This window comes from Glaciihabitans arcticus, assembly GCF_004310685.1.
GTDB classification, from domain to species: Bacteria; Actinomycetota; Actinomycetes; order Actinomycetales; family Microbacteriaceae; genus Conyzicola; species Conyzicola arctica.
Genome location: NZ_SISG01000002.1, coordinates 45,053 through 66,969 on the forward strand (window position 1 = coordinate 45,053; position 21,917 = coordinate 66,969).

General features: G+C 67.4%; 20 protein-coding genes and 2 tRNA genes. 4 read left to right on the top strand and 18 right to left on the bottom strand.

Going from position 1 to position 21,917, the window contains the following annotated elements; all coding sequences use genetic code 11:
• Position 1: 1 nt before the first annotated feature.
• From EYE40_RS14415 to EYE40_RS14490, 16 genes are all read right to left on the bottom strand, one after another.
• A complete protein-coding gene (locus EYE40_RS14415; protein ID WP_130982972.1) occupies positions 2-1,468 on the bottom strand; it encodes an NAD-dependent succinate-semialdehyde dehydrogenase in 1,467 nt (488 codons plus the stop codon).
• Positions 1,469-1,480: 12 nt separating this feature from the next.
• Entirely contained in the window at positions 1,481-2,062 is a 582-nt protein-coding gene (locus EYE40_RS14420) for an isochorismatase family protein (protein WP_130982973.1), read from the bottom strand.
• A gap of 16 nt (positions 2,063-2,078) precedes the next feature.
• Complete coding sequence (gene dacB / locus EYE40_RS14425; protein WP_130982974.1) at positions 2,079-3,605, bottom strand: D-alanyl-D-alanine carboxypeptidase/D-alanyl-D-alanine endopeptidase; 1,527 nt, start codon at positions 3,603-3,605, stop codon at positions 2,079-2,081.
• 10 nt (positions 3,606-3,615) lie between these two features.
• Positions 3,616-4,599, bottom strand: coding sequence for a Gfo/Idh/MocA family protein (locus EYE40_RS14430; RefSeq protein ID WP_130982975.1), 984 nt, complete (start codon positions 4,597-4,599; stop codon positions 3,616-3,618).
• 73 nt (positions 4,600-4,672) lie between these two features.
• Entirely contained in the window at positions 4,673-4,990 is a 318-nt protein-coding gene (locus EYE40_RS14435) for an NIPSNAP family protein (RefSeq protein ID WP_130982976.1), read from the bottom strand.
• Between the two features lie 35 nt (positions 4,991-5,025).
• A tRNA-Thr gene (locus EYE40_RS14440) sits at positions 5,026-5,098 on the bottom strand.
• 63 nt (positions 5,099-5,161) lie between these two features.
• A complete protein-coding gene (locus EYE40_RS14445) occupies positions 5,162-5,833 on the bottom strand; it encodes a TetR/AcrR family transcriptional regulator (protein ID WP_130982977.1) in 672 nt (223 codons plus the stop codon).
• Positions 5,827-7,350, bottom strand: coding sequence for an alpha/beta hydrolase (locus EYE40_RS14450; RefSeq protein WP_130982978.1), 1,524 nt, complete (start codon positions 7,348-7,350; stop codon positions 5,827-5,829). The genes EYE40_RS14445 and EYE40_RS14450 overlap by 7 nt, the downstream gene beginning before the upstream one ends.
• A complete protein-coding gene (locus tag EYE40_RS14455; RefSeq protein ID WP_130982979.1) occupies positions 7,347-8,513 on the bottom strand; it encodes a DNA polymerase III subunit delta' in 1,167 nt (388 codons plus the stop codon). The genes EYE40_RS14450 and EYE40_RS14455 overlap by 4 nt, the downstream gene beginning before the upstream one ends.
• A gap of 9 nt (positions 8,514-8,522) precedes the next feature.
• The gene (gene tmk, locus EYE40_RS14460; protein WP_130982980.1) at positions 8,523-9,143 is read right to left on the bottom strand and encodes a dTMP kinase; all 621 of its coding nucleotides are present in this window, start codon (positions 9,141-9,143) and stop codon (positions 8,523-8,525) included.
• 2 nt (positions 9,144-9,145) lie between these two features.
• Positions 9,146-12,043, bottom strand: coding sequence for a type I DNA topoisomerase (gene topA / locus EYE40_RS14465; RefSeq protein ID WP_130982981.1), 2,898 nt, complete (start codon positions 12,041-12,043; stop codon positions 9,146-9,148).
• A gap of 144 nt (positions 12,044-12,187) precedes the next feature.
• Positions 12,188-12,559 (bottom strand): Rv3654c family TadE-like protein, encoded by a 372-nt coding sequence (locus tag EYE40_RS14470; RefSeq protein WP_130982982.1) that lies wholly within the window; start codon positions 12,557-12,559, stop codon positions 12,188-12,190.
• A 17-nt stretch (positions 12,560-12,576) separates the two neighbouring features.
• Positions 12,577-12,960 (bottom strand): TadE family type IV pilus minor pilin, encoded by a 384-nt coding sequence (locus EYE40_RS14475; protein WP_130982983.1) that lies wholly within the window; start codon positions 12,958-12,960, stop codon positions 12,577-12,579.
• Entirely contained in the window at positions 12,938-13,129 is a 192-nt protein-coding gene (locus EYE40_RS14480; protein ID WP_130982984.1) for a DUF4244 domain-containing protein, read from the bottom strand. The genes EYE40_RS14475 and EYE40_RS14480 overlap by 23 nt, the downstream gene beginning before the upstream one ends.
• 90 nt (positions 13,130-13,219) lie before the next feature.
• Entirely contained in the window at positions 13,220-14,140 is a 921-nt protein-coding gene (locus EYE40_RS14485) for a hypothetical protein (protein ID WP_130982985.1), read from the bottom strand.
• Entirely contained in the window at positions 14,137-15,150 is a 1,014-nt protein-coding gene (locus EYE40_RS14490) for a TadA family conjugal transfer-associated ATPase (RefSeq protein ID WP_130982986.1), read from the bottom strand. The genes EYE40_RS14485 and EYE40_RS14490 overlap by 4 nt, the downstream gene beginning before the upstream one ends.
• Before the next feature lie 459 nt (positions 15,151-15,609).
• Here EYE40_RS14490 and acs point away from each other — a divergent pair, with 459 nt between their 5' ends.
• The gene (acs, locus tag EYE40_RS14495; RefSeq protein ID WP_130982987.1) at positions 15,610-17,571 is read left to right on the top strand and encodes an acetate--CoA ligase; all 1,962 of its coding nucleotides are present in this window, start codon (positions 15,610-15,612) and stop codon (positions 17,569-17,571) included.
• A 3-nt stretch (positions 17,572-17,574) separates the two neighbouring features.
• Here acs and EYE40_RS14500 read toward each other — a convergent pair whose 3' ends face one another.
• Positions 17,575-18,036 carry a RidA family protein gene (locus tag EYE40_RS14500; protein WP_130982988.1) on the bottom strand — a complete coding sequence of 154 codons (462 nt, stop codon included), beginning with the start codon at positions 18,034-18,036 and terminating at the stop codon, positions 17,575-17,577.
• Positions 18,033-18,197, bottom strand: coding sequence for a Sp36 family protein (locus EYE40_RS15530; protein WP_193554539.1), 165 nt, complete (start codon positions 18,195-18,197; stop codon positions 18,033-18,035). The genes EYE40_RS14500 and EYE40_RS15530 overlap by 4 nt, the downstream gene beginning before the upstream one ends.
• Positions 18,198-18,250: 53 nt before the next feature.
• Between EYE40_RS15530 and EYE40_RS14505 the strand changes: the two genes are divergently transcribed.
• The 3 genes from EYE40_RS14505 (at position 18,251) to EYE40_RS14515 (ending at position 21,878) form a co-directional block, all read left to right on the top strand.
• Complete coding sequence (locus EYE40_RS14505) at positions 18,251-20,812, top strand: transglycosylase domain-containing protein (RefSeq protein ID WP_130982989.1); 2,562 nt, start codon at positions 18,251-18,253, stop codon at positions 20,810-20,812.
• Positions 20,809-21,774: a metallophosphoesterase gene (locus EYE40_RS14510; RefSeq protein WP_130982990.1), complete on the top strand. Its 966-nt coding sequence runs from the start codon at positions 20,809-20,811 to the stop codon at positions 21,772-21,774. Before EYE40_RS14505 ends, EYE40_RS14510 begins: the two co-directional genes overlap by 4 nt.
• Positions 21,775-21,804: 30 nt before the next feature.
• Positions 21,805-21,878: transfer RNA gene (locus EYE40_RS14515), tRNA-Pro, on the top strand.
• Positions 21,879-21,917: the final 39 nt, after the last annotated feature.

Genomic DNA, 21,917 nt, shown 5'->3' on the forward strand with positions numbered 1-21,917 from the left:
GTCACAGGCTGCTGTCGGGCACAAGAACGTACTTGGTCTCGAGGTATTCGTGGATGCCCTCGAGCCCGCCCTCGCGTCCGACGCCGGACTGCTTCACGCCGCCGAAGGGCGCCGCGGCGTTGGAGACGACGCCGACGTTGAGGCCCATCATCCCGGTGTCGAGGCTGTCTATGAGGCGCAGGCCGCGCGCGAGGTCCTGGGTGAACGCGTAGCTGACCAGGCCGTACTCGGTGTCGTTCGCCTTGGCGACGGCATCAGCCTCGTCGCTGAACGGGATGATCGTGATGACCGGTCCGAAGATCTCCTGGCGCAGGATGTCGCTGCCCGCGACCACATCAATGAGAACCGTCGGCTGGTAGAAGCTGCCATCCCGGTCCACGCGTGAGCCGCCGGTGACGAGCTTCGCACCCCTGGACAGCGCGTCCTGTACGAGTTCATCGGCTTTGTCGACCGCGCCGTCGTTGATGAGCGGCCCGATACCGACGCCTTCCTCGGTGCCGCGGCCGATCGTGAGGGCGCGCACGCGCTCGGTGACCTTCGCGGCGAACTCCTCGGCAACCGACTCGTGCACGATGAAGCGGTTGGCGGCCGTGCAGGCCTGCCCGATGTTGCGGAACTTCGCGATCATCGCGCCGTCGACGGCCTTGTCGAGGTCGGCGTCTTCGAAGACCAGGAACGGCGCGTTGCCGCCCAGCTCCATCGAGGTGCGCAGCACGTTCTCGGAGGCCTGCTTGAGCAGCGCGACCCCGACCGGCGTGGAGCCCGTGAACGAGAGCTTGCGCAGGCGTGGGTCGGCGATGATGGGGCTTGAGACCTCCTTCGACGTGCTCGTGGTCAACACGTTGACGACGCCGGCGGGAAGGCCTGCATCCTGCAGCAGCTTCGCGAAGTACAGGGTGGTGAGCGGGGTCAGCTCGGCCGGCTTGATGATCGAGGTGCACCCAGCGGCCAGGGCGGGGCCTATCTTTCGGGTCGCCATCGCGAGCGGGAAGTTCCACGGCGTGATGAGGAACGACGGCCCGACCGGCTTGTGGGTGACGATCATGCGGCCGGTGCCCTCGGGATTGCGACCGAATCGGCCGGAGATGCGCACGGCCTCCTCGCTGAACCAGCGCAGGAACTCGCCCCCGTAGGTGACCTCGCCGCGCGCCTCGGCGAGCGGCTTGCCCATCTCGAGCGTCATGAGCAGGGCGAAGTCGTCCGCTCGCTCCTGCAGCAGGTCGAAGGCACCTCGCAGCAGTTCGCCGCGAACACGGGGCGCCGTTGCGGCCCACGAGGCCTGGGCGTGCGCCGCGGCATCCATCGCACTCGCAGCGTCGGCGACCGACGCATCGGCGATCGTCTTGATGACCAGGCCGGTCGACGGATCGCGCACCTCGATCGACCTGCCGGAGGTCGAGGCGACCCACTCCCCGCCGATGAACAGGCGGTCGGGCACGCGGGCGAGAAGTTCGGATTCTGACGACATTGTCGGATTCTCCTATTCGGCTGTGGTGAGGGATGCGCCCGCGGTCTCGAGCTCGACCAGCGCGCGAGCGCTCGACTCCGCGGCGACGCCGGCGACCAGGTCGGTGAGGACGGTGACGCGACGGCCCGCGGTGAGGGCATCGATCGCGGAGGCACGCACGCAGTAGTCGGTGGCGATTCCGGCAACGTCGATCGCGTCGATGCCGAACGCGTCGAGCACCTCGGTGACGGTTCGACCGTCCTCCGTTGTGCCCTCGAAGATCGAGTAGGCGGGCTTGCCCTGACCCTTCTTCACGTGCACGTCGACGGACGTCGTATCGAGGGCGGGGTGATACTCCGCGCCCTCGGTGCCCGCGACGCAGTGCACCGGCCAGCTGTCGACGAAGTCGGGCGCTGCCGACGTGGCGAAGTGCCCACCGTTGTCATTTGCGCCGTCGTGCCAGTCGCGGGACGCGAACACGTGGCTGTAGCGCTCGGGGTGCTCGGCGAGCAGGGAGGTGATGCCCGCGGCGACCGCGGCACCGCCGTCGACGCCGAGTGCGCCGCCCTCGGTGAAGTCATTCTGAACGTCGATGATGAAAAGCGCCCGAGTCATACCGCCAGCCTATTCGTCAGTTGTTCGCGAGGTTGTCGCCGCAGGAATACAGGCCGGTGACGAGGGTGTCGAGGGCGGGCTTGGCCGTGTCGCGGATTCCCTCACCGATCGCGTAGAACGCGAAGGCGAGCACCGTGCCGTCCTCTGCCGTCACCAGGCCCGACAGCGTGTAGGCCGTCGTGATGTAGCCGGTCTTGCCGACCACCTTGCCCTTCGCGATGGCGTTGTCGCCGGTGAACCGGTTCTTGAGCGCGCCCGACTCGCCCGCGACCGAGAGGGCGTTGTAGACGTAGGTGAGGTCGTTAGTGCCCCCGACTGCGAGCGCCATGAACTGCGCCATGAAGTCGGGCGGAACGCCGTTCTCGGCGCTCAACCCCGATCCGTCGACGATGGCGAGCTTGCCGGTGTCGATGCCGAGCGGCTGCAGCGCGGTGCTGATCGCCTGGCCGACCGACGCGGATCCGCCGCCAAGCCCCATCTGCGAGGACACCACCCGGGCCAGGGTCTCTGCCAGCGTTCCGTCGCTCGTCACGAGCATCTGGTTGATGAGCGTGCTGACCGGTTGCGACCGCACCTCACCGAGGTTGATGGACGAGGCCGTCTTGCCGAGGCTCAGCGTGGCGTTCGGAACACCGAGGGCCGCGGCGAACTTCTTGCCCGCCGCCATCACCGGGTCCGAGCTGCGCGGGCTCACCTGTTGGGTCGGGTCCTGCCGGTCACCATCGAACTGCAGCGCGGTGACCTCGGAGAGGTAGCCACTGGTCTGCTCGGAGCGAGCCCAGCTGGAGTTCCAGCTGTCGTCCGCGTCCCACATGGTGGCGTCGAGCACGATGCTCGTGATCGGCTCGTCGCCGTGCAGGCTCGACCAGGTGTTGGTGACCTTCGTCGCGAGGTCGCTGAGCTTCGCCGCACCCTTGTAGATGTTCTCCCCGTTCGAGAGGCTGTTCAGCGTCGCGTCGCCGCCGCCGACGAGGACCACACTGCCCGGGATGGTGCCCTCGAACACCGAGGTCGTGAGTCGGTAGTCGGGGCCGAGCGCGAGCAGCGCCGCGGAGGCGGTCAGCGGTTTCAGCACGCTGCCGGTGCGGGCCGGAACCGTGCCGCCGCGCGTGAACATCACCTCCTTCGTGGACGCGTTGATCACCTCACCACGCAGGGTCATGAGTGCGGGGTCGGAGGCGAGCGGCGCAACGGTGCAGGTGCGCAGGCGCGTAGGGGCGGGGATCTCCTGCGGCACCGCGCGATCCGGAACCGCGACGCTCCCGTCGGGTCCGGCCACACTCGGACCGCCACGGCCCGACGCGACGCCCGCGAAGAGCGCGCCCGTGCACAGAACCAGGAAAGCGACGCTGAGGGTGGAGGCGAGCCAGATGCGCGGGTGCTTGGCGTAGAGCGCGGCGATCCCCTTGGGAGGAAGCCGCTCACCGGTCGCCGGATCGAGAGTCGGCTGCCTGAGCGGCTTCGGACCCGCGGTGAAGGGTTTGCGGGGCTTCGCGGCATCCCGAGCTGCACGCCGTGTCAGCGGCTCGTTCGGGTCGGTCACGCGGCTCCCATCATTCGCCCGGGTACTTCAGCCCGATGATGCGGCGCACCTCGTCGAGGGTGCCCATGATGCCGACCGTCTCTTCGGGCGGAAGGATCTCGCCCGCGATCTCGCCCGCCGCCACGAGGCGCTCGAGCTCCCAGGCCTGGAACTGCATGCCGCGGCTGCCGACCTCCTGCTCGAAGGTCTCGACGACCTCGTTCGAAGAGTCACGCACCGTGAACGTCGTGGGCACGTAGAAGGTGCCGTCGAGCTTGACCCAGCCGTTCGTGCCGATCACGGATGCCTCATTCGGTCCGGCCGTGTCGAGAGCCGTGTGCAACAGCGCCTGCTGGCCGTTCTCGTAGCCGAGCACGATCGCGGTCTGGCGATCGACGCCGGTGGCGGTCGGACTCGAGATCGCGTTCACGCTGGTCGGGGCGCCGAGCATGTCCCACGCGAACGAGACGGGATAGATGCCGAGGTCGAGCAGGGCGCCGCCGCCGAGGTCGGGGTTCTGCAGGCGGTGGCTCGGGTCTTTCGGGAGGTTCTGGTTGTGGTCCGCGATGACGGTGCGTACCTGACCGATCGTGCCCTCGGCGATGATCTCGCGCAAGCGCACCATGTGCGGCAGGAAGCGGCTCCACATGGCCTCGAGCACCACAAGCCTCTTCTCGGCCGCGAGCGCGACGACGGCCGTGGCCTCGCCCTGGTTGAGGGTGAACGGCTTCTCGACGAGCACGTGCTTGCCGCCGTTCAGCGCGAGGGTCGCGTTCTCAGCGTGGAACGGGTGCGGCGTCGACACGTAGATTGCGTCGACCCCGGGGTCAGCGGCGAGAGCCTCGTAGGTCGGGTGTGCTGTCGGGATGCCGAACTCGGCGGCGAACGCGTCGGCCGATTCCTGGCTGCGGGAGCCGACTGCGGCGATCGTGAAACCGTTGTCGCGGAGGTCGCTCGCGAACGCGTGGGCGATGCCCCCGGTGCCGAGGATGCCCCAGCGAATAGATTCGGCCATGGGGAACTCCGCTCACTGCAGACGACGGGTGGATGGCGCGAGGCGCCAGTTGACCATTCTACGGGAGGCCGGCTCAGCGCGGGTTGGCGGCCAGCGGTCGCATGATGGTGCGTTCCCAGCGCAGAACACATCCCGAATCTGTTCGAAGCTTGTCGGCCGCGATGAAGTCGGGGTCGACGCCGAAGTTGCTGCGGTAGACCTCGTAGGCGGTGAGGCTCGGGAAGCTGAACAGCGCCAGCGACTTGTCACTCGCCCCCTCGGCCGGGAGATAGTACCCATGGTGGGTGCCGCCCTCGCGCTCGACGAGCTGGATCCAGCGCTCGGAGTACTCCTCGAAGGCGGCGAGCTTGCTCGGGTCGATCGTGTAGTCGATGACAAAGGTGACGGCCATGCCCGAAGCCTACTGGCGAGGAGGAGTACTGACGGAGCCGCCTGTCAGAATCGAACTGACGACCTTCTCATTACGAGTGAGATGCTCTACCGACTGAGCTAAGGCGGCGTGGCTCGGATTTCGCCGAGGCACAGCAAGCTAGCTTAGCCGATTCGCGGGCCGGTTTTGAAACTAGCGGGTGGGCACCGGGCGAAGAATCGTGCCGAGCTGGGCGAAGGACTCGGTGAGCCGATCGGAGAGCGAGATGGTGCCCGCGGCGCTCGCCTCGGCGTCGGCCCAGCTGGTCCACGCGTGGCGCATCGCGGCGACCGCCACGAGCACGATGAGCCTCGCCCGCTCGGTGAGAGCTTCGGGGTCGGATGCCACTTCCGCGCCGTCCGCGACGAGCCGCCGTTCCACCAGCTCGGCCACCTCGAGCTCGAACTCGCGCATCGAGGCCATGCGCATGGCGAACAGCTGTGGATGCTCCTTCACGAGTCGCCGGCGGCGTCTCGTGAGTTCCTGGTCCATAGACGCGACCTCCGCAGTGTGGATAAGCAGCTGCCCGATGCCGGAGAGGATGTCGGCACCGGGGCCGGCGTTCACGAACTCCTCGACATCGGCACTCGGCGGAAGCGTGGGCACGTCGCCGACGATCGCCTCCTCCTTGGAGGCGAAGTAGTTGAAGAAGGTGCGCGGCGACACGTCAGCGGCACGGCTGATCTCATCGACGGTGACCTTGTCGAGCCCGCGCTCGGCGACCAGGTCCAGCACTGCGAGCTGGATCGCTCGACGCGTGGCCAGCCGCTTGCGCTCGCGGAGGCCGGGAGCCGCGCTCTGCTCGAGCGCGCCTCTGGCTAGCACAGCGGATCCTTCGCGGGCACGGTCCCCTCGAGGAAGTAGTCGTCCACCGCGTCGTCCACGCAGTCGTTGTCCTTGTTGTAACCGGTGTGCCCCTCGCCCTCGCGCGTCACGAGGTGACCGTTCACGAGAGCCTTGGCGAGCGCCTCGGCCCACACGTACGGCGTCGCGGGGTCATTGGTCGTTCCGACGACGATGATGTCGGCGGACCCGGGGGCGGCGATCTCCACCCGGTCCGTCTTCTGCGGGAACGGCCAGCGCGCGCAGGTGGTTCCGCCGTAGCCGAATTGCTTGCCGAAGGTCGGTGCGGCCTTCTCGATGACGGCCGCCTCGGCAGCCCAGTCCTCGCGGCTGCCGTTGGATCCCGAGTCGAGGCAGGTGATGGCGATGCGCGACTCGAGGGAGTTGTCGAGGTAGTCGCCGGTCTCCGAGTCGCGGCCGTTGTAGGCGTCGGCGAGGATGAACGCGAACTCGGTGTCGCCCTGGTTCACGAGTGCGAGCAGCTGGCGCAGGTACGGCCAGCTGTCCTCGCTGTAGAGCGGGTAGATGATGGCCGTGGTCATGACCGAGCCGCTGAGCTCGCGTCCGTCGTCGGCTCGCAACGGGCTTTCGCTGAGGCGCTCGAGAAGCTCGGCGATGTCGACCATGGCGGCATCCACCGTGCCGGAATACACACACTCGTCACCGCCGATGCAGTCGGCGAGGAACGCCCGCAGCGCCGATTCGAAGCCGGCGGCCTGCACAACGGTCTGCTCGGCGTCGGTCGCGTTGGGATCGACGGCGCCGTCGAGCACCAGTCGACCGGTCTTCTCGGGGTAGAGGCTCGCGTAAGTCGCGCCGAGTTCGGTGCCGTAGGAGAAGCCGAGATAGTTCAGCTTCTTGTCGCCGAGGACGGCGCGCAGCAGATCCATGTCGCGCGCGGCGCTCTCGGTGTCGATGAACTCGAGCAGGTCACCGGTCTCGGCGAGGCAGTCCTTGCCGAACTGCTCGGACGATGTCTCGAGCGCGTCGATCCACTCGTCGGTGCCGACCTCGCCGGGCGCGGTGCTGTAGATGAACTCGTCGAAGTCGGCGGGGTCGGTGTAGCAGGACACGGCCGACGACTCGCCCACACCCCGTGGGTCGAAGCCGACGATGTCGAACTCTGCCTGCAGGCGCTCGGTCGTGACGAAGTCGACGCTGTCGCGCACGATCGAGACTCCGGATGCGCCGGGCCCGCCCGGGTTGATCAGCAGGGATCCCTTCGCGTTGCCACCGGTCGCGAGCTGGCGCACGAGGGCGAGGTCGATGTCGTCCCGCGAGGGGTCGGCCCAGTCGAGTGGAGCCTTCGCCGTCGCGCACTGCATGCCCTCGGCGCAGGAGGACCACTCGAGCACCTGGGAGTAGAACGGCTCGAGCTCGGCCGCGACGTCCTCGCCGGTCGGGGTGGATGTTCCGCCGCCACCGCCGAAGAGCGTGCAGCCCCCGAGCAGCAGGGTGGCAACGGTGGCGAGCGATGCTGCGGTGAGGAGGCGTTTCACGTAGTGGGTCCCGTTCGTCGAGCGGTGATGAGCATGGCTTCGAGCGCGAGGGCTGGAGACACGTTGCTCTCGATGCGCTTGCGGGCCGTGGCGATGGCGTCCATGGTGGCGAGGGTCTGCGGCGCCGTCGAGATCTTCGCGGCCGCGAGCAACTGCGCGTGAATCGCGAGGTTGATCGGGTCGCTTGGTACGCCGAGCTGCATGAGCAGGATGTCCCGATAGAGCGAGAGCAGGTCGACGGCGATGCGGTCGATGCCGTCGCGCAGGCTGCGGGTCGCGCGCCGCTTCTGGTCTTCTTCGAGGTTCTTGAGCTGCACGCGCAGGGCGGGCGGGATCGTGCCGCCCGGTTCGATGCCGAGGGATCGCAGGGCACTCTCGCGCTCCTCGGCATCCTTCTCCTCAGTGATGGCCTTGGCATCGTCGCCCGCGAGCGCGAGCAGCGCGGCAGCGGCGAGCACGGCATCGGAGACCGTACGGATGCCGAGGGCGATCTCGAGGGTGCGCTGGCGGCGAGAGCGGGCATCCTCATTGGTGGCAAGGCGGTGCGCCATGCCGATGTGGCTCTGTGCCTCGCGGGCGGCACGGGTTGCCGTCTGCAGGTCGATGTTGTCGCGCGCGGAGATGAGTGCGGCGACCTCCTCGACCGCGGGAACACGCAGGCGCACCGTGCGCACCCTCGAACGAATGGTAGGGATGAGGTCGGCGGCGCTCGGTGCGCAGAGAATCCACACGGTGCGCGGCGGCGGTTCTTCGAGGGCCTTGAGCAGCACGTTTGAGGTGCGCTCGCTCATGCGGTCGGCGTCTTCGATGATCATGACGCGGTAGCGGCCGACGGAGGGCGAGAACTGGGAGCTCGAGACGAGCTGCCGCACCTCTTCGATGGAGATGATGACCCGCTCGGTGGCGAGCACGGCAAGGTCGGGATGCGTGCGGGCGGCGACCTGTCGGGCTGCGGCTTCGTCTCCCTCGGGGGTGCCGGGACTGAGCAGGGCCGTCGCGAAGGCGTAGGCGAGGTTGGATCGGCCGGAGCCGGGCGGGCCGGTGATGAGCCAGGAGTGGGTCATCGACGAGTCGCCGCTTCCCCCGAGCGCAGAAGCGGATGCCGCTGCCGCAACGACGGCGATGGCCTCCGACTGCCCCGTCCACTCGTCCCAGACCGCCATGGGGACAGCCTAAGTGAGCAGGCTGACAACGCGGGACCGGATGGCCGCCGCGAGGGTCTCGATCGTGTCGGTCGCGTCGAGCACGAGGAAGCGGTCAGGCTCGGCGGCCGCGAGGTCGAGGTAGCCCTGGCGAACCCGCTCGTGAAAGTCCTGCTGCTCGGCCTCGAGCCGGTCGTACTTGTCGCGCGATTCGTCGAGGCGCCCGCGACCGGCCGCCACGTCGAGGTCGAGCAGCACGGTGAGATCGGGGATGAGGTCTTCGGCGGCCCAGAGCGAGAGGCTGCGGATCTCAGCGCCATCCAGAACACGACCGGCGCCCTGGTAGGCGACCGAGGAGTCGAGGTAGCGGTCCTGGATGACGATCTCGCCCCGCTCGATCGCCGGACGCACGCGGGTCGCGATGTTGTGGGCGCGGTCGGCAGCGTAAAGCAGGGCTTCGGCACGTGGCGCGATATACCCGCGACGGTGCAGGATGATCTCCCGCAGCTCGACGCCGAGGTCGGTTCCGCCGGGCTCGCGCGAATGCTCGACGCTGTGACCTTCGGCGAGAAGCCAGTTGGTGAGCAGCGCGACCTGGGTCGACTTGCCCGAACCGTCCCCGCCCTCGAAGGTGATGAAGAGGCCGGACACGGTTACTCCGCGGCCGGCTTGGGTGCCGCCGGCTTGCGGACAGCCGGTTTCTTCGCCGCAGGCTTCTTCGCCGCAGGCTTCTTGGCCGCGGGCTTCTTCACGGCCGCCTTCTTCGCGGCGGGCTTCTTGGCTGCCGGCTTCTTGGCGGCGGTCTTGCGCACGACCGGTCCCTTGGCGCGCTTGTCGGCGAGCAGCTGCACGGCGCGCTCGAAGTCGACGTCTTCGACCGTCTCGCCGCGCGGGATCGTGGCGTTGGTGGTTCCGTCGGTGACGTAGGCGCCGAAGCGGCCGTCCTTGATGCGGATCGGCTTGCCGCTCTCGGGGTCGGCATCGAACTCCTTGAGCGCGCTGGATGCCGCGCGTCCGCCGTACTTCGGCTGCGCGTAGAGCTCGATGGCCCCCGCGAGGTCGATGTCGAAGATGAGCTCTTCGGAGGACAGCGAGCGTGTGTCGACGCCCTTCTTCAGGTACGGGCCGAAGCGGCCGTTCTGCGCGGTGATCTCGGCGCCGGTCTCGGGGTCGAGGCCGACGACGCGGGGAAGGGACAGCAGTTTCAGCGCCGTGTCGAGGTCGACGAGGGCGAGATCCATCGATTTGAAGATGGATGCCGTGCGCTCCTTGGGCAGGGTCGTCTTCTTGGCAGCCGGCTTGCGTTTCGCTTTCGGCGCGATGACCTCGCCGGTGGCGGGGTCGACGACCGTTGCGGCCTCGATCTCGGCGGCGGCGATGGCTGCAGCCTCGGCGGTTGCCGCAGCCTTGGCGGCCTCGGCTTCCTCGTCGACCGGGTCGGACTCGGTGATGTACGGACCGAAGCGGCCGTCTTTCGCGAGCACGAGCTTGCCGGTCTCGGGGTTGATGCCGATGACGCGGTCGGTGACGACGGGAGCGTCGATGAGCTCGCGCGCCTTCTCGGCGGTGAGCTCGTCGGGCGCGAGCTCGGCGGGGATATTGACCCGTCGCGGCGTCTCCGGGGTCTCGCCGGGCGCCTCGAGGTAGGGGCCGTACTTGCCGATGCGCAGGGTGACGTCGTCGGCGATGCGGATCGAATTGATCTCGCGGGCGTCGATCTCACCGAGGTTGTCGATGACGGTGCGCAGGCCGCGGTGGTTGGTGTTACCGAAGTAGAAGCCCTGCAGCCATTCGACGCGGTCGGCTTCTCCCCCGGCGATGCGGTCGAGGTCGTTCTCCATGCTGGCCGTGAAGTCGTATTCGACCAGGTCGGAGAAGTACTCCTCGAGCAGGCGCACGACGGAGAACGCGATCCAGTTCGGAACGAGCGCCTGGCCGCGCGGGGTGACGTAGCCGCGGTCGACGATCGTGGAGATGATGGCCGCATAGGTCGAGGGCCGGCCTATGCCGAGCTCTTCGAGCGTCTTGACGAGGCTCGCCTCCGTATAGCGCGGGGGCGCGCTGGTCTCGTGGCCCTTGGCCTCCAGCTCGACCAGGGCGAGGGTCTGGCCTTCGGTCAGCTGCGGGAGCTTTGCCTCGGCCGGCTCGGCCGACTCGTTGCGATCCTCGTCGCGGCTCTCCTCGTAGGCGTGCATAAATCCGCGGAAGGTGATGACGGTGCCGCTGGCCGAGAATTCGGCGAGCGCGTTCGCCGGGTCTGCGGTCGAGGCCGTGGGACCGGCGGTGATGGTGACCGTCGCGGTGGAGCCCTTGGCGTCCGCCATCTGGGATGCGACGGTGCGCTTCCAGATGAGGTCGTAGAGCTTCCAGTCGTTGCCGCGCAGCACGGATTGAAGCTCGGTCGGCGTGCGGAACACGTCACCGGACGGCCGGATGGCCTCGTGGGCCTCCTGCGCGCTCTTGTTCTTGCCGCTGTAGACGCGCGGCTTCTCGGGGATGGTGTCGGGGCCGTAGAGCTTGCTGGCCTGCGAGCGTGCCGCGTCGATCGCCTGCTTCGAGAGCGTGGGCGAGTCGGTACGCATATAGGTGATGTAACCGTTCTCGTACAGTCCCTGCGCGACGCTCATGGTCTGGCGGGCGGAGAAGCGGAGCTTGCGGCCGGCCTCCTGCTGCAGGGTCGAGGTGGTGAACGGTGCGGCGGGGCGACGCGTGTACGGCTTCGATTCGAGCGAGCTCACGACGATCGAGATGGCGGGGTCGCGGAGAGCTGCGGCGAGCGACTCGGCGGCTTTCTCGTCGAGAGCGACGGCGTCGGACTTGAGGATTCCCTTGTCGTCGAAGTCGCGCCCGACGGCGATGCGGGTGCCGTTGAGTCGGACGAGACGGGACTCGAAGTCCTGCGCACCGGCGGCTGCCGCGAAGTTCGCGATCAGGTCCCAGTAGCTCGCGGTGGTGAAGGCGAGGCGTTCGCGTTCACGGTCGACGACGAGGCGGGTGGCTGCAGACTGCACGCGGCCCGCGGAGAGGCCGGGGCCGACCTTGCGCCACAGCACCGGCGAGATCTCGTAGCCATACAGGCGGTCGAGGATGCGCCTCGTCTCCTGCGCATCGACCAGGGCGGTGTCGAGTTCGCGGGTGTTGGCGATGGCGTGCTGGATCGCGTCCTTGGTGATCTCATGGAACACCATGCGCTTGACGGGAACCTTGGGCTTGAGCTCCTGCAGGAGGTGCCACGCGATGGCCTCACCTTCGCGGTCCTCATCAGTTGCGAGGTAGAGCTCGTCGGCACCCTTGAGTGCGCGCTTGAGGTCGGCAACCGTCTTCTTCTTGGCGTCGGAGACGACATAGTACGGCTCGAAGCCGTTCTCGACGTCGACGGAGAACTTGCCGAGCGAGCCCTTCTTGAGCTCGGGCGGGAGGTTCTTGGGCTCGATGAGGTCACGGATGTGGCCAACCGAGGCCTGCACCTCGTACTCGTCTCCCAAATACTGGCCGATGGTCTTCGCCTTTGCGGGCGACTCGACAATGACCAGCTTCTTCGTGCCAGGCACGTTTCTCCTCTTATATAGGGACCCCTGCACGGGAGGTTTTCGCGACCCGTACTACTATCAACGGCCGAGCGTCAAGGGCTGGAAGTGCTGCGTCTCGAACTGCCGCCGTCAGCCACACCATACACACGTCTCCCTGACTCCTGTCTAATTCACCCCCGACGAGGGGTCGACCGGTGAGGTGTCAGGAGGCGGCCCGGCGGTAGCCGCGGCGCGCACGCTGAACCCCAGCACGGTGCCCGTGACGCGAACGGTTGCGACGAGCCCGTCGAGCTCGCACGCCTCCAGTTCCGCTCCGTTCGCACGGGCCACCACGGCCGCGGACTCGCACGGGAATCCTGCGACAGCCCCCGAGCTCACGTCGGCTGCGGCGAGCGCGGCGGCGTCCGCGGCACCCGCCAGTGACTGCCCGCGAGCGAGCGCGAACTGGAGCGGGAGCAGCAGCGCGAGCAAGCACAGCGTGCCCGCGATGAGTGCGACGGCGAGAATGGATCCGCTGCCCCGCTCCCGCTTACTCACGGCGCTCTCCCGCCCGCTCACAGTCCTCCCGCCAGGGCGCAGCTCCGTGCGGTCAGAGTGAGGCCGAGGATCGTGCCCACCGGGGACCGGGAGCGTGCGGTGAGTCTCGCGCACAACAGGTCACCCGATCCGCTCGAGGACAGCCGGACACCCGGCACGGAGTGCGCGGCTCGACTTGCGACGGTGCCCGGCGGGTCGCCGCGCGCGAGGGAGCGCGCTGCGTCGGCCGCGGCATCCTGAACCAGCACCTGCTGCGCCGCGAGCTGCACGCTCGCGAGGGCACACGCGAGCAGCAGCACGACGGCCGGCACCACCGCGGCGAACTCGGCAGTAACGCTGCCGCGTTCACCGGCTCCTTCTGTTCCGCGCCGAACTCGGCTAGCCCCCGTACGACAGGGCATTACGCACCAGGTCGGTCAGGATTCCCCGCACCTCATCGCTGCGCATGATCACGACCAGCAGGCCGGCGAACCCGACGGCCGCCATGGTCGCGATCGCGTACTCGGCCGTGGCGGACCCCTGCTCGTCACGCTCTTGAATCCTCATAAATCGCTGACGTATCTTGTGCATGCCGCACCCCTTTACTGTGTCCTGCGGCGCGAGCACATCCAGTCTGGGCGAGCGGCGGCGCGAGCGGGGAGGAACTCGGCAATCGGTGGATCACCCGGGAAAGCCGCCGAGTGTGGACGAGATGACCGTCACGAGCAGCGGCGCGACGCCGAGCAGCATAAATGCGGGAAGGATGCAGACTCCGAGCGGCAGCATGAGCTTCACCGCGAGCACCGAGGCGCGCTCCGCCGCACGGCTCGCCGCGTCCCTGCGGGCCTCCTCGGCCTCGCTGCGCAACAGTTCGGACGCGGGCACTCCCGCGCGACGCGAGAGCGAGACGACGGACTCCACCTCGGCGGCGTCGGCTAGCGGATCCAGACCGGCAGCCGCCAGCGCCTCCTCGACCGACGCGGCAGCGCGGTCGAGGGATGCGCCGCCACCGACCGCGATGGCCATGAGCTCGAAGCGCAGCCCCGGGGTGAGTTCGCGCGGCTGTGCGGCCGCGACCAGCCGCCGGTTCCAGCGCCACGCACCGAGCAGGAGCGCCACGCCGAGCGCCAGGCAGCCGAGTCCGATCGGGGTCGTGAACAGCGTCGCGATCGTGTTGAAGCCGAGCACCATTCCGAACAGCACCCCGACGGCGGGCAGCACCATGACCATTCGCGCCGTGGCGACGGGTGCGGCGAGCGCTTCCTCGGCGGCGCGCGCGGCCTGCGCGAACGAACGGAGGGAAGCGGCGAACGACCTGAGCGCCGGGGCGAGCGGGGCACCCGCCTCCGTCGCCACCCGCCAGGCCGCCGCGAGTCCGCGCCAGGCGGGGCCGGCCCGATCCGATGGCGCTTCGATCACGGCGGCGACGAGCGCATCGGACACCCGCTCCCCCGCGCGCGCCGCGGCTGCGACCCGCACGGCGAGCACGGGCTGCTCGAGATAACCCCACGCCCCGACCGGGGCGACCCCCGCCGCGAGCAGCACAGCCAGCCGCTGCGCGGCTCCCGCCACGGCATCCAGTTCGCCGCGCCCGCCCTTCACGTGATCGCCAGCCGATCCCGCTCGTCGACGCGAAAGCGACCGGATGCCACGAGCCTCCGCACGCCAGACGCATCCCGCTCGAGGTGCAACACCGTTCCGATCGCACTCACGGCCTGCCTCGCAACGGCCGTCGCCGACATCCCGGCGAGCGCTCCGAGCGCTTCGAGCCGGGCGGGCACGTCGGCGAGGGAGTTGGCGTGCAGCGTACCGGCACCGCCGTCGTGGCCCGTGTTGAGCGCGCTGAGCATCTCGCGCAGCTCGGCTCCGCGGCACTCGCCGAGCACGAGGCGGTCGGGGCGCATCCTCAGGGCTTCACGCACAAGTCGCGTGAGACTCACCTCACCGGCGCCCTCGAGGTTGGCCTGCCGCGATTCGAGCGAGACGAAGTGCGGATGCGCCACCCGCAGCTCGGCCACGTCTTCGATGGCGACGATCCGCTCGATGGGGCTGGCCGCCGACAACATCGCGGAGAGAAGAGTCGTCTTGCCACTGCCGCCCGCGCCCGTTACGAGGATGTTCTCGCGCCGCGCGATCAGGTCGCGAACGGTCTCGAGCACGGTCGGCGCGAAGAAGCCGGCCCTGGCGAGGTCGTCGAGGCTGAATCCGCCGCGGCGGGGCAGGCGCACCGAGATGAGGGTGCCGCGTGGCGAGATCGGTGGCAACACCGCATGCACGCGAATTCCGCCGTGCAACCGGGCGTCGACGCACGGGCTCGCCTCATCGATGTGCCGACCGCCCAGGGCGACGAGGTGCACCGCCAGATCGTGCGCCTGCTGTTCGGTGAGCGGTGCACGGTCCGGCCGCTCGAGGCCATCCCCACGGTCGACCCAGATCTCTCCCGGCGCATTGACGAATACGTCGGTGACCCGGGCATCGGCAACAAAGTCGGCGAGTACGCCGAACTCGACCGGGTAGGAGGGTGCGTCGGTCGCGACCGTGACCGGCGTCTTGCCCGCGGAAGGGCGCACCGCCACGAAGCCGCCGATAACTGGGGAAGGAGAGTCGTTCACCCGCCGAACCTACGTCGATCGTGAGCCGCGCTATCCACCACACATGAAAACAGTGCGAACACCGTGCCGGACTGCAGGTGGGGAGGAATTCAACTCAGGGCGTGAAACACGGTGCCGAGCCGCAATGCGGGACATGACCACCTCGCGGTCGTGTCCGCCACTTAGGCTCGGTCACCATCTTAAAAGCGTGACATTAAACAAAGAGGGGCGGCGCCTATTGGGGGGAACAGGCGCCGCCACAGCAACGCTGATTGGGGGGAATCATGAGTGCGTTGCCAGCCGAATTGGAAACAGAACGTTAACAATCGACGTCAACAAGTGTACCCCGCGGAGTCCCCCACGCAAGGGACAATTCCACAGGCTGGCAGGCCGTTCTCAGCTTGCGGTCTAGTATCGAGGGCATTACTTCAACCCAGTTCGCCGTCATCCCTGGCACCGGCGAGATCGACAAGGATAACGATGTCCAACTCTTCGATTGACAGCCTGCAGAACGAAACCCGGGTTTTCCCGCCCTCCCCGGAGTTCGCCGCCAACTCGGTCGCCGACGCCGGTCTCTACGCCCGCGCGGCAGAGAATCGCCTCGAGTTCTGGGCCGAACAGGCTCGCGACCTGCACTGGCACAAGCCGTTCACCGAGACCCTCGACTGGTCGAATCCGCCGTTCGCGACCTGGTTCGCCGACGGCCAGATCAACGTGGCCTACAACTGCCTCGACCGTCACGTGCTCGCCGGCAACGGCGACCGTGTCGCCTTCCACTGGGAGGGCGAGCCGGGCGACACCCGCACCGTGACATACGCCGAGTTGACTGCCGAGGTGAAGAAGGTGGCGAACGTGCTGCTCTCCCTCGGCATCGAGCAGGGCGATCGCGTGGCGATCTACCTTCCGGTGATCCCCGAGGCGGTCATCGCGATGCTCGCCGTCGCCCGCATCGGCGCCGTGCACTCCGTGGTCTTCGGTGGGTTCAGCGCCGAGAGCATCCGCTCTCGCGTCGACGACGCGAGCGCGAAGCTGGTGATCACCGCCGACGGCGGCTGGCGCAAGGGCAAGGTCTTCCCTCTTAAAGCAGCGGTGGATGACGCTCTCTCCGCCCCCGGATCGTCCGTCGAGCACGTGCTCGTGGTCAAACGCGGCGAGAACGCCGTGGACTGGACCGATGGCCGCGACCTCTGGTGGCACGACCAGGTCGAGGCAGCAGAGCCGGAGCACGAAGCCGAGGCCTTCGACGCGGAGAACCCGCTCTTCATCCTCTACACCTCGGGCACAACGGGTAAGCCGAAGGGGATCCTGCACACGAGCGGCGGCTACCTCACGCAGGCGGCGTTCACGCATAAGAACGTGTTCGACCTGCACCCCGAGACCGACGTCTACTGGTGCACGGCCGATGTCGGCTGGATCACCGGTCACTCGTACGTCGTCTACGGTCCGCTCGCGAACGGCGCAACCCAGGTGCTCTACGAGGGCACCCCCGACACCCCGCACCCCGGCCGCTGGTGGGAGATCATCGAGAAGTACAAGGTCTCCATCTTCTACACCGCGCCCACGGCCATCCGTTCCTTTATGAAGCTGGGACGGCAGATCCCGCAGAAGTTTGACCTGTCGAGCCTGCGCCTGCTGGGCAGCGTGGGCGAGCCGATCAACCCCGAGGCGTGGATCTGGTACCGCGACGTGATCGGCGCGGGCACCACGCCCATCGTCGACACCTGGTGGCAGACCGAGACGGGCGCGATCATGATCTCCGCCCTCCCCGGCATCACGGGCGCGAAGCCGGGATCGGCGCAGGTTCCCATGCCGGGCATCAAGATCGACATCCTCTCCGAGGACGGCACCCGCGTGGACCCCCCGCACGGCGGCCTGCTCGTCGTCTCCGAGCCGTGGCCGTCGATGCTGCGCGGCATCTGGGGCGATCCCGATCGCTACCAGGAGACCTACTGGTCGAAGTTCAGCGCCATCGAGGGCAACAAGTATTTCGCCGGCGACGGTGCCCACGTGGATGCCGACGGCGACATCTGGCTGCTCGGACGCGTCGACGACGTGATGAACGTCTCGGGCCACCGCCTGTCGACGGCCGAGATCGAGTCCGCCCTGGTCGCGAACCCGATCGTGGCCGAGGCAGCGGTCGTCGGTGCGGCTGATGAGGCCACGGGCCAGGCAGTGGTCGCGTTCGTCATCCTGAAATCGAATCAGGCAGACGCGCAGACCGCCGATGAGGCGAGCGCCCTGCTGCGCGCCCACGTCGCCAAGACCATCGGCGCGATCGCCCGGCCACGGGAGATCTTCATCGTGGCCGAGCTGCCGAAGACGCGCTCCGGCAAGATCATGCGTCGCCTGCTTCAGGATGTCGCCGAGGGGCGCGAGATCGGCGATACGACGACACTCGCAGACACCTCGGTGATGCAGATCATCTCCGACCGGCTGAAGTAGGGGCTAGGCGAACTCGACGATCAGTTCGACCTCGACGGGCGAGTCGAGCGGAAGCACCGCGACACCCACGGCGCTGCGCGCGTGGATGCCCGCGTCGCCGAAGATCTCGCCGAGGACCTCTGAGGCGCCGTTGATGACGCCCGGCTGGCCCGACCACGCCGGATCGGAGGCCACGAAGCCCACGACCTTGACGATGCGGGTGATGCGATCGAGCGACCCGATGACGCTCTTGACGGCGGCGAGGCCGTTGAGCGCGCTCTGGCGGGCGAGCGCCTTACCGGACTCGTCGGAGACACCGGCGCCGAGCTTGCCGGTCTCGGGGAGTGCGCCATCCACGAACGGCAGCTGGCCCGCCGTGAAGACGAGGTTGCCGGAGATGATGGCCGGCACATAGGCGGCCACCGGCTTGGCGAGCTCGGGGAGGGTGATTCCGAGCTCCGCGAGCCGTTCATCCACTGTCGTCATGATGCGTCCTCTTTCTTTTCGCGCTTCAGGTAGGCGACGAGTCCGCCCTCGGGGCCGGTCACCACCTGCACCAGTTCCCACCCCTCGGAGCCCCAGTTATTGAGGATCGCCGAAGTGTTGTGGACGATGAGGGGGGTAGTCAGGTACTCCCAGGTTGTCATTTGTCGGCTTTCGCTCAGGTTGGTATACGCATCGGTCGCGTACCATCGATCATATGTCTGCCCAAAAGCTTCAGCCCCGCGGTGTCCTTGGCGCCATAGGCGGGATGGTCGGTTTCAGCGCACTCGCTGGACTTCTCGTCACGGTCATGGTGACGCCAGCCCTTGCCGTGACCGGCATGACGGCAAACAACACCATCGGAATCTTCGAGAGCCTCCCCGACTTTATCGCCATCGGCGACCAGCCGCAGAAGAACGAGATCTACACGTACAGCAAGGTCGACAAGGAAACCGGCATGCCGGTCAAGCCGGTCCGCATCGCAAGCGTCTTCAACCAGAACCGCGAAGAGATCAAGTGGGAGCAGGTTGGCGACAACCTCAAGCACGCCACCCTGTCCGGTGAGGACCGCCGCTTCTACGAGCACGGCGGAGTCGACGTCACCGGTGTCATTCGCGCGGCAGTCAAGAACGCCGCGGCCGGTGGAGTCGAGGGTGGTGCATCCACACTCACCATGCAGCTGGTCAAGAACATCTACATTCAGCAGGCACTCGAGGAGCCCACGGAAGAGCTCCGCAAGGCCGGTATCAAGAAGGCACAGGAGGCCAGCTTCGAGCGCAAGCTCAAGGAGATGAAGCTCGCCATCGGCCTCGAGAAGCGCTACACGAAGGACGAGATTCTCCTCGCTTACCTGAACATCGCCGGATTCGGCGGTACCACCTACGGCATCCAGGCCGCGGCCCAGCGCTATTACAACGTCTCGGCAGCCGACGTCACCGTTGCCCAGGCAGCGAGCCTCATGGCCATCGTGCAGGAGCCCGGGGCCCGAAGCCTCGACACTCCCGACCACTACGCCGCGAACCAGGTTCGCCGCGATTCGATCATCAAGACGATGTACACCGAGAAGTACATCACCGCGGCCGAACGTGACGAGGCCCTGGCGACCCCGGTGGACAAGACCACCGTCATCCTCACCAACCCGAAGAACGGTTGTGTCGCAGCCAACAAGTACGCGCGCCAGTTCTGCGACTACGTGGTGAAGAGCGTCAAGGACTTCGAAGCTCTCGGTTCGAGCGAGGTCGAGCGCAAGGCCAAGTGGGCGATCGGCGGATACAAGGTCTACACGACCCTGAACATGGACCTGCAGAAGGTCGCCGTCGAGACGGTGCAGCAGTACGCGCCGAACAACGAGACCCGCATGGAGCTCGGAGCATCGTCCACGACCATCCAGGTCGGCACCGGACGCATCCTCACCATGGCGCAGAACAAGGACTTCGACGACACCTCGGCGGCCAAAAAGAATATTCGCGCCACCGCCCTGAATTTCAATACGGATGACGCCTACGGCGGCTCGCGTGGCTTCCAGGTCGGGTCGACGTACAAGGTCTTCACGCTCATCAACTGGCTTCAGCAGGGTCTCGGACTCAAAGAGGTTGTGAATGCGAACCCGCGAACTGTCAACCAGGCCGAATTCGCCGACAGTTGCGGCGGTCCGTGGAGTGGTCCGTGGAAGTTCCGCAATGACTCCGGTGAGACGGGAACCCGCACGGTCATGTCGGCAACCGCCGGATCGGTCAATGGCGCCTTCGTGACCATGGCGCTGCAGCTCGACCAGTGCAACACCAAGAAGGCGGCTGAGTCGCTGGGCGTTCACACCGCAATCCTCAAGGACAACCCGAAGACGAAGTTCGTCGAGAACGTCCTTGAGACGAACCCGTCCTCCATCCTCGGCACCAACGACATCGCCCCCATGACGATGGCCGCGGCCTATGCAGGTATCGCCAACAACGGCACCTACTGCGCTCCGATCGCCGTCGATTTCTTCATCAACTCCGACGGCGAGAAGGTTGCGGGTCAGGCGCGTGACTGCCGCCCCGGAATCGACCCCGAGGTCGCGGCTGCGACGCAGTTCGCCCTCGCGGGAGCGATGAACGCGTACGGCGCCAACCCGCACGACGGCATCCCGATCATCGGCAAGACGGGTACCACCAACGAGTCGAAGCAGACGTACATCATCGGCGCGACCACGAAGGTATCGACCATCGTATGGGTGGGAAACATCAAGGGCACCTATCCGATGCGCAGCTACCCGAGCGGTGGAACGCTGCGGCACACCATCGGTCGCATCATCATGGGCGCGGCCAACAACATCTACGGCGGCGGCGAGTTCCCCGAGCCGCCCGCGAGACTGATGACGGGCACCGGTATCCCGCTCCCCAATTTCATCGGCGCGTCATCCGGCTCCACCAAGACGGCTATCGAGGGTCTCGGCCTGACCTACGCCGCCGGAGGAGAGATGGATTCCGCTCTCCCCAAGGGCCAGGTCGCCCGCACCTCTCCCGGTGCCGGAACCGTCATGGCACGTGGTCAGTCGGTCAAGGTCTGGCGCAGCAACGGAGCGCTCGTGAAACTCCCCGACGCCGTCACCGGCAACCCGAGTTTCAACGACGGCCGTGACATCCTCGTGAACGCAGGATTCACCAATGTTGCGGAGACCTGTGCGGTCATCACCGATCCGCAGTTGGAGAACAAGGTCGTCTCGAGTAGTCCATCTCCCGGCGCCGCCTGGTCGAAGGCCAAACAGGTCAAGCTGGGCGTGGGCCACCTGGTCTGTCCGTGAGTAAGCCCTCTTCGGTCGCGGCCGCTGCGCTAGGCGTGGCGGCCGCTGCCGGTCTGGGAGCGTTCGCGTGGGGCTCCCTCGTGGAGCGCAACTGGTTCCGGGTTCGCCACGAAGTCCTGCCCGTGCTCGACCCCGGTGCGCGGCCGATCACCGTGCTGCACATCGCCGACCTGCATCTGGCCCCGTGGCAGCAGCGCAAGATGGACTGGGTGCGCGAACTCGCGCGCCTCGAGCCCGACCTCGTCGTCAACACCGGCGATAACCTCGGGCACACCGACGCCTACGACGCCCTCGAGTACGCCTTCGAGCCGTTCGCGGGAGTTCCGGGTGTCTTCGTCAACGGATCGAACGACTATTACGGGCCGCACTTCAAGAACCCGATGCGGTACTTCACGGCCCCCTCCCCCGCAGGCAAGGCCGCCGTCCACCTCGACACTGCTCGCCTCGAAGGGCACTTCACCGATCAGCTCGGCTGGCTGAGCCTCAACAACACGGCCCGGGCGATGTCGATCAAGGGCTCACGCATCGAGTTCTTCGGCACCAACGACGCACACCGCAACTGGGACAGGCTCGGCGACCTCCCCGGAGCCATCGAGACGGTGCGTGAGAACGTGGACTGGGCCGACGGTCGCTCCGGTGTCGACACCCTGAGCATCGGCGTCACGCATGCCCCCTACCAGCGGGTGCTCGACTCCTTCGTGAACAACGGCGCGGACGTGATCTTCGCCGGGCACACGCACGGCGGGCAGGTTCGGGTGCCCGGGCTGCCCGCGCTCGTCACGAACTGCGACATCCCGCGTGACCAGGCGCAGGGGCTCAGCCTGTGGCACAACGCCCGCCAGACCGCGTACCTCAACGTGTCTGCGGGCCTCGGAACCTCCATCTATGCCCCGGTTCGGTTCGCCTGCAGGCCCGAAGCCGTCGTAGTGACTCTGACAGCCGGAGATATCGGCTATTCTTGATGAGGCTCGTCTCGCAAGGGGCGAAACAATCGGGGTATGGCGCAGTTTGGTAGCGCGCGTCGTTCGGGACGACGAGGTCGCAGGTTCAAATCCTGTTACCCCGACAGCAACACAGAAGGGCCGCAGAGATGCGGCCCTTTTTC

What these genes read in the sequence shown, in the direction of transcription:
- EYE40_RS14415 (WP_130982972.1), bottom strand. Translation starts at nt 1,468, where the DNA reads ATGTCGTCAGAATCCGAACTTCTCGCCCGCGTGCCCGACCGCCTGTTC.
- EYE40_RS14420 (WP_130982973.1), bottom strand. Translation starts at nt 2,062, where the DNA reads ATGACTCGGGCGCTTTTCATCATCGACGTTCAGAATGACTTCACCGAG.
- EYE40_RS14430 (WP_130982975.1), bottom strand. Translation starts at nt 4,599, where the DNA reads ATGGCCGAATCTATTCGCTGGGGCATCCTCGGCACCGGGGGCATCGCC.
- EYE40_RS14435 (WP_130982976.1), bottom strand. Translation starts at nt 4,990, where the DNA reads ATGGCCGTCACCTTTGTCATCGACTACACGATCGACCCGAGCAAGCTC.
- EYE40_RS14455 (WP_130982979.1), bottom strand. Translation starts at nt 8,513, where the DNA reads ATGGCGGTCTGGGACGAGTGGACGGGGCAGTCGGAGGCCATCGCCGTC.
- EYE40_RS14475 (WP_130982983.1), bottom strand. Translation starts at nt 12,960, where the DNA reads ATGCCCTGTCGTACGGGGGCTAGCCGAGTTCGGCGCGGAACAGAAGGA.
- EYE40_RS14480 (WP_130982984.1), bottom strand. Translation starts at nt 13,129, where the DNA reads ATGCACAAGATACGTCAGCGATTTATGAGGATTCAAGAGCGTGACGAG.
- acs (WP_130982987.1), top strand. Translation starts at nt 15,610, where the DNA reads ATGTCCAACTCTTCGATTGACAGCCTGCAGAACGAAACCCGGGTTTTC.
- EYE40_RS14500 (WP_130982988.1), bottom strand. Translation starts at nt 18,036, where the DNA reads ATGACGACAGTGGATGAACGGCTCGCGGAGCTCGGAATCACCCTCCCC.
- EYE40_RS15530 (WP_193554539.1), bottom strand. Translation starts at nt 18,197, where the DNA reads ATGACAACCTGGGAGTACCTGACTACCCCCCTCATCGTCCACAACACT.
- EYE40_RS14505 (WP_130982989.1), top strand. Translation starts at nt 18,251, where the DNA reads ATGTCTGCCCAAAAGCTTCAGCCCCGCGGTGTCCTTGGCGCCATAGGC.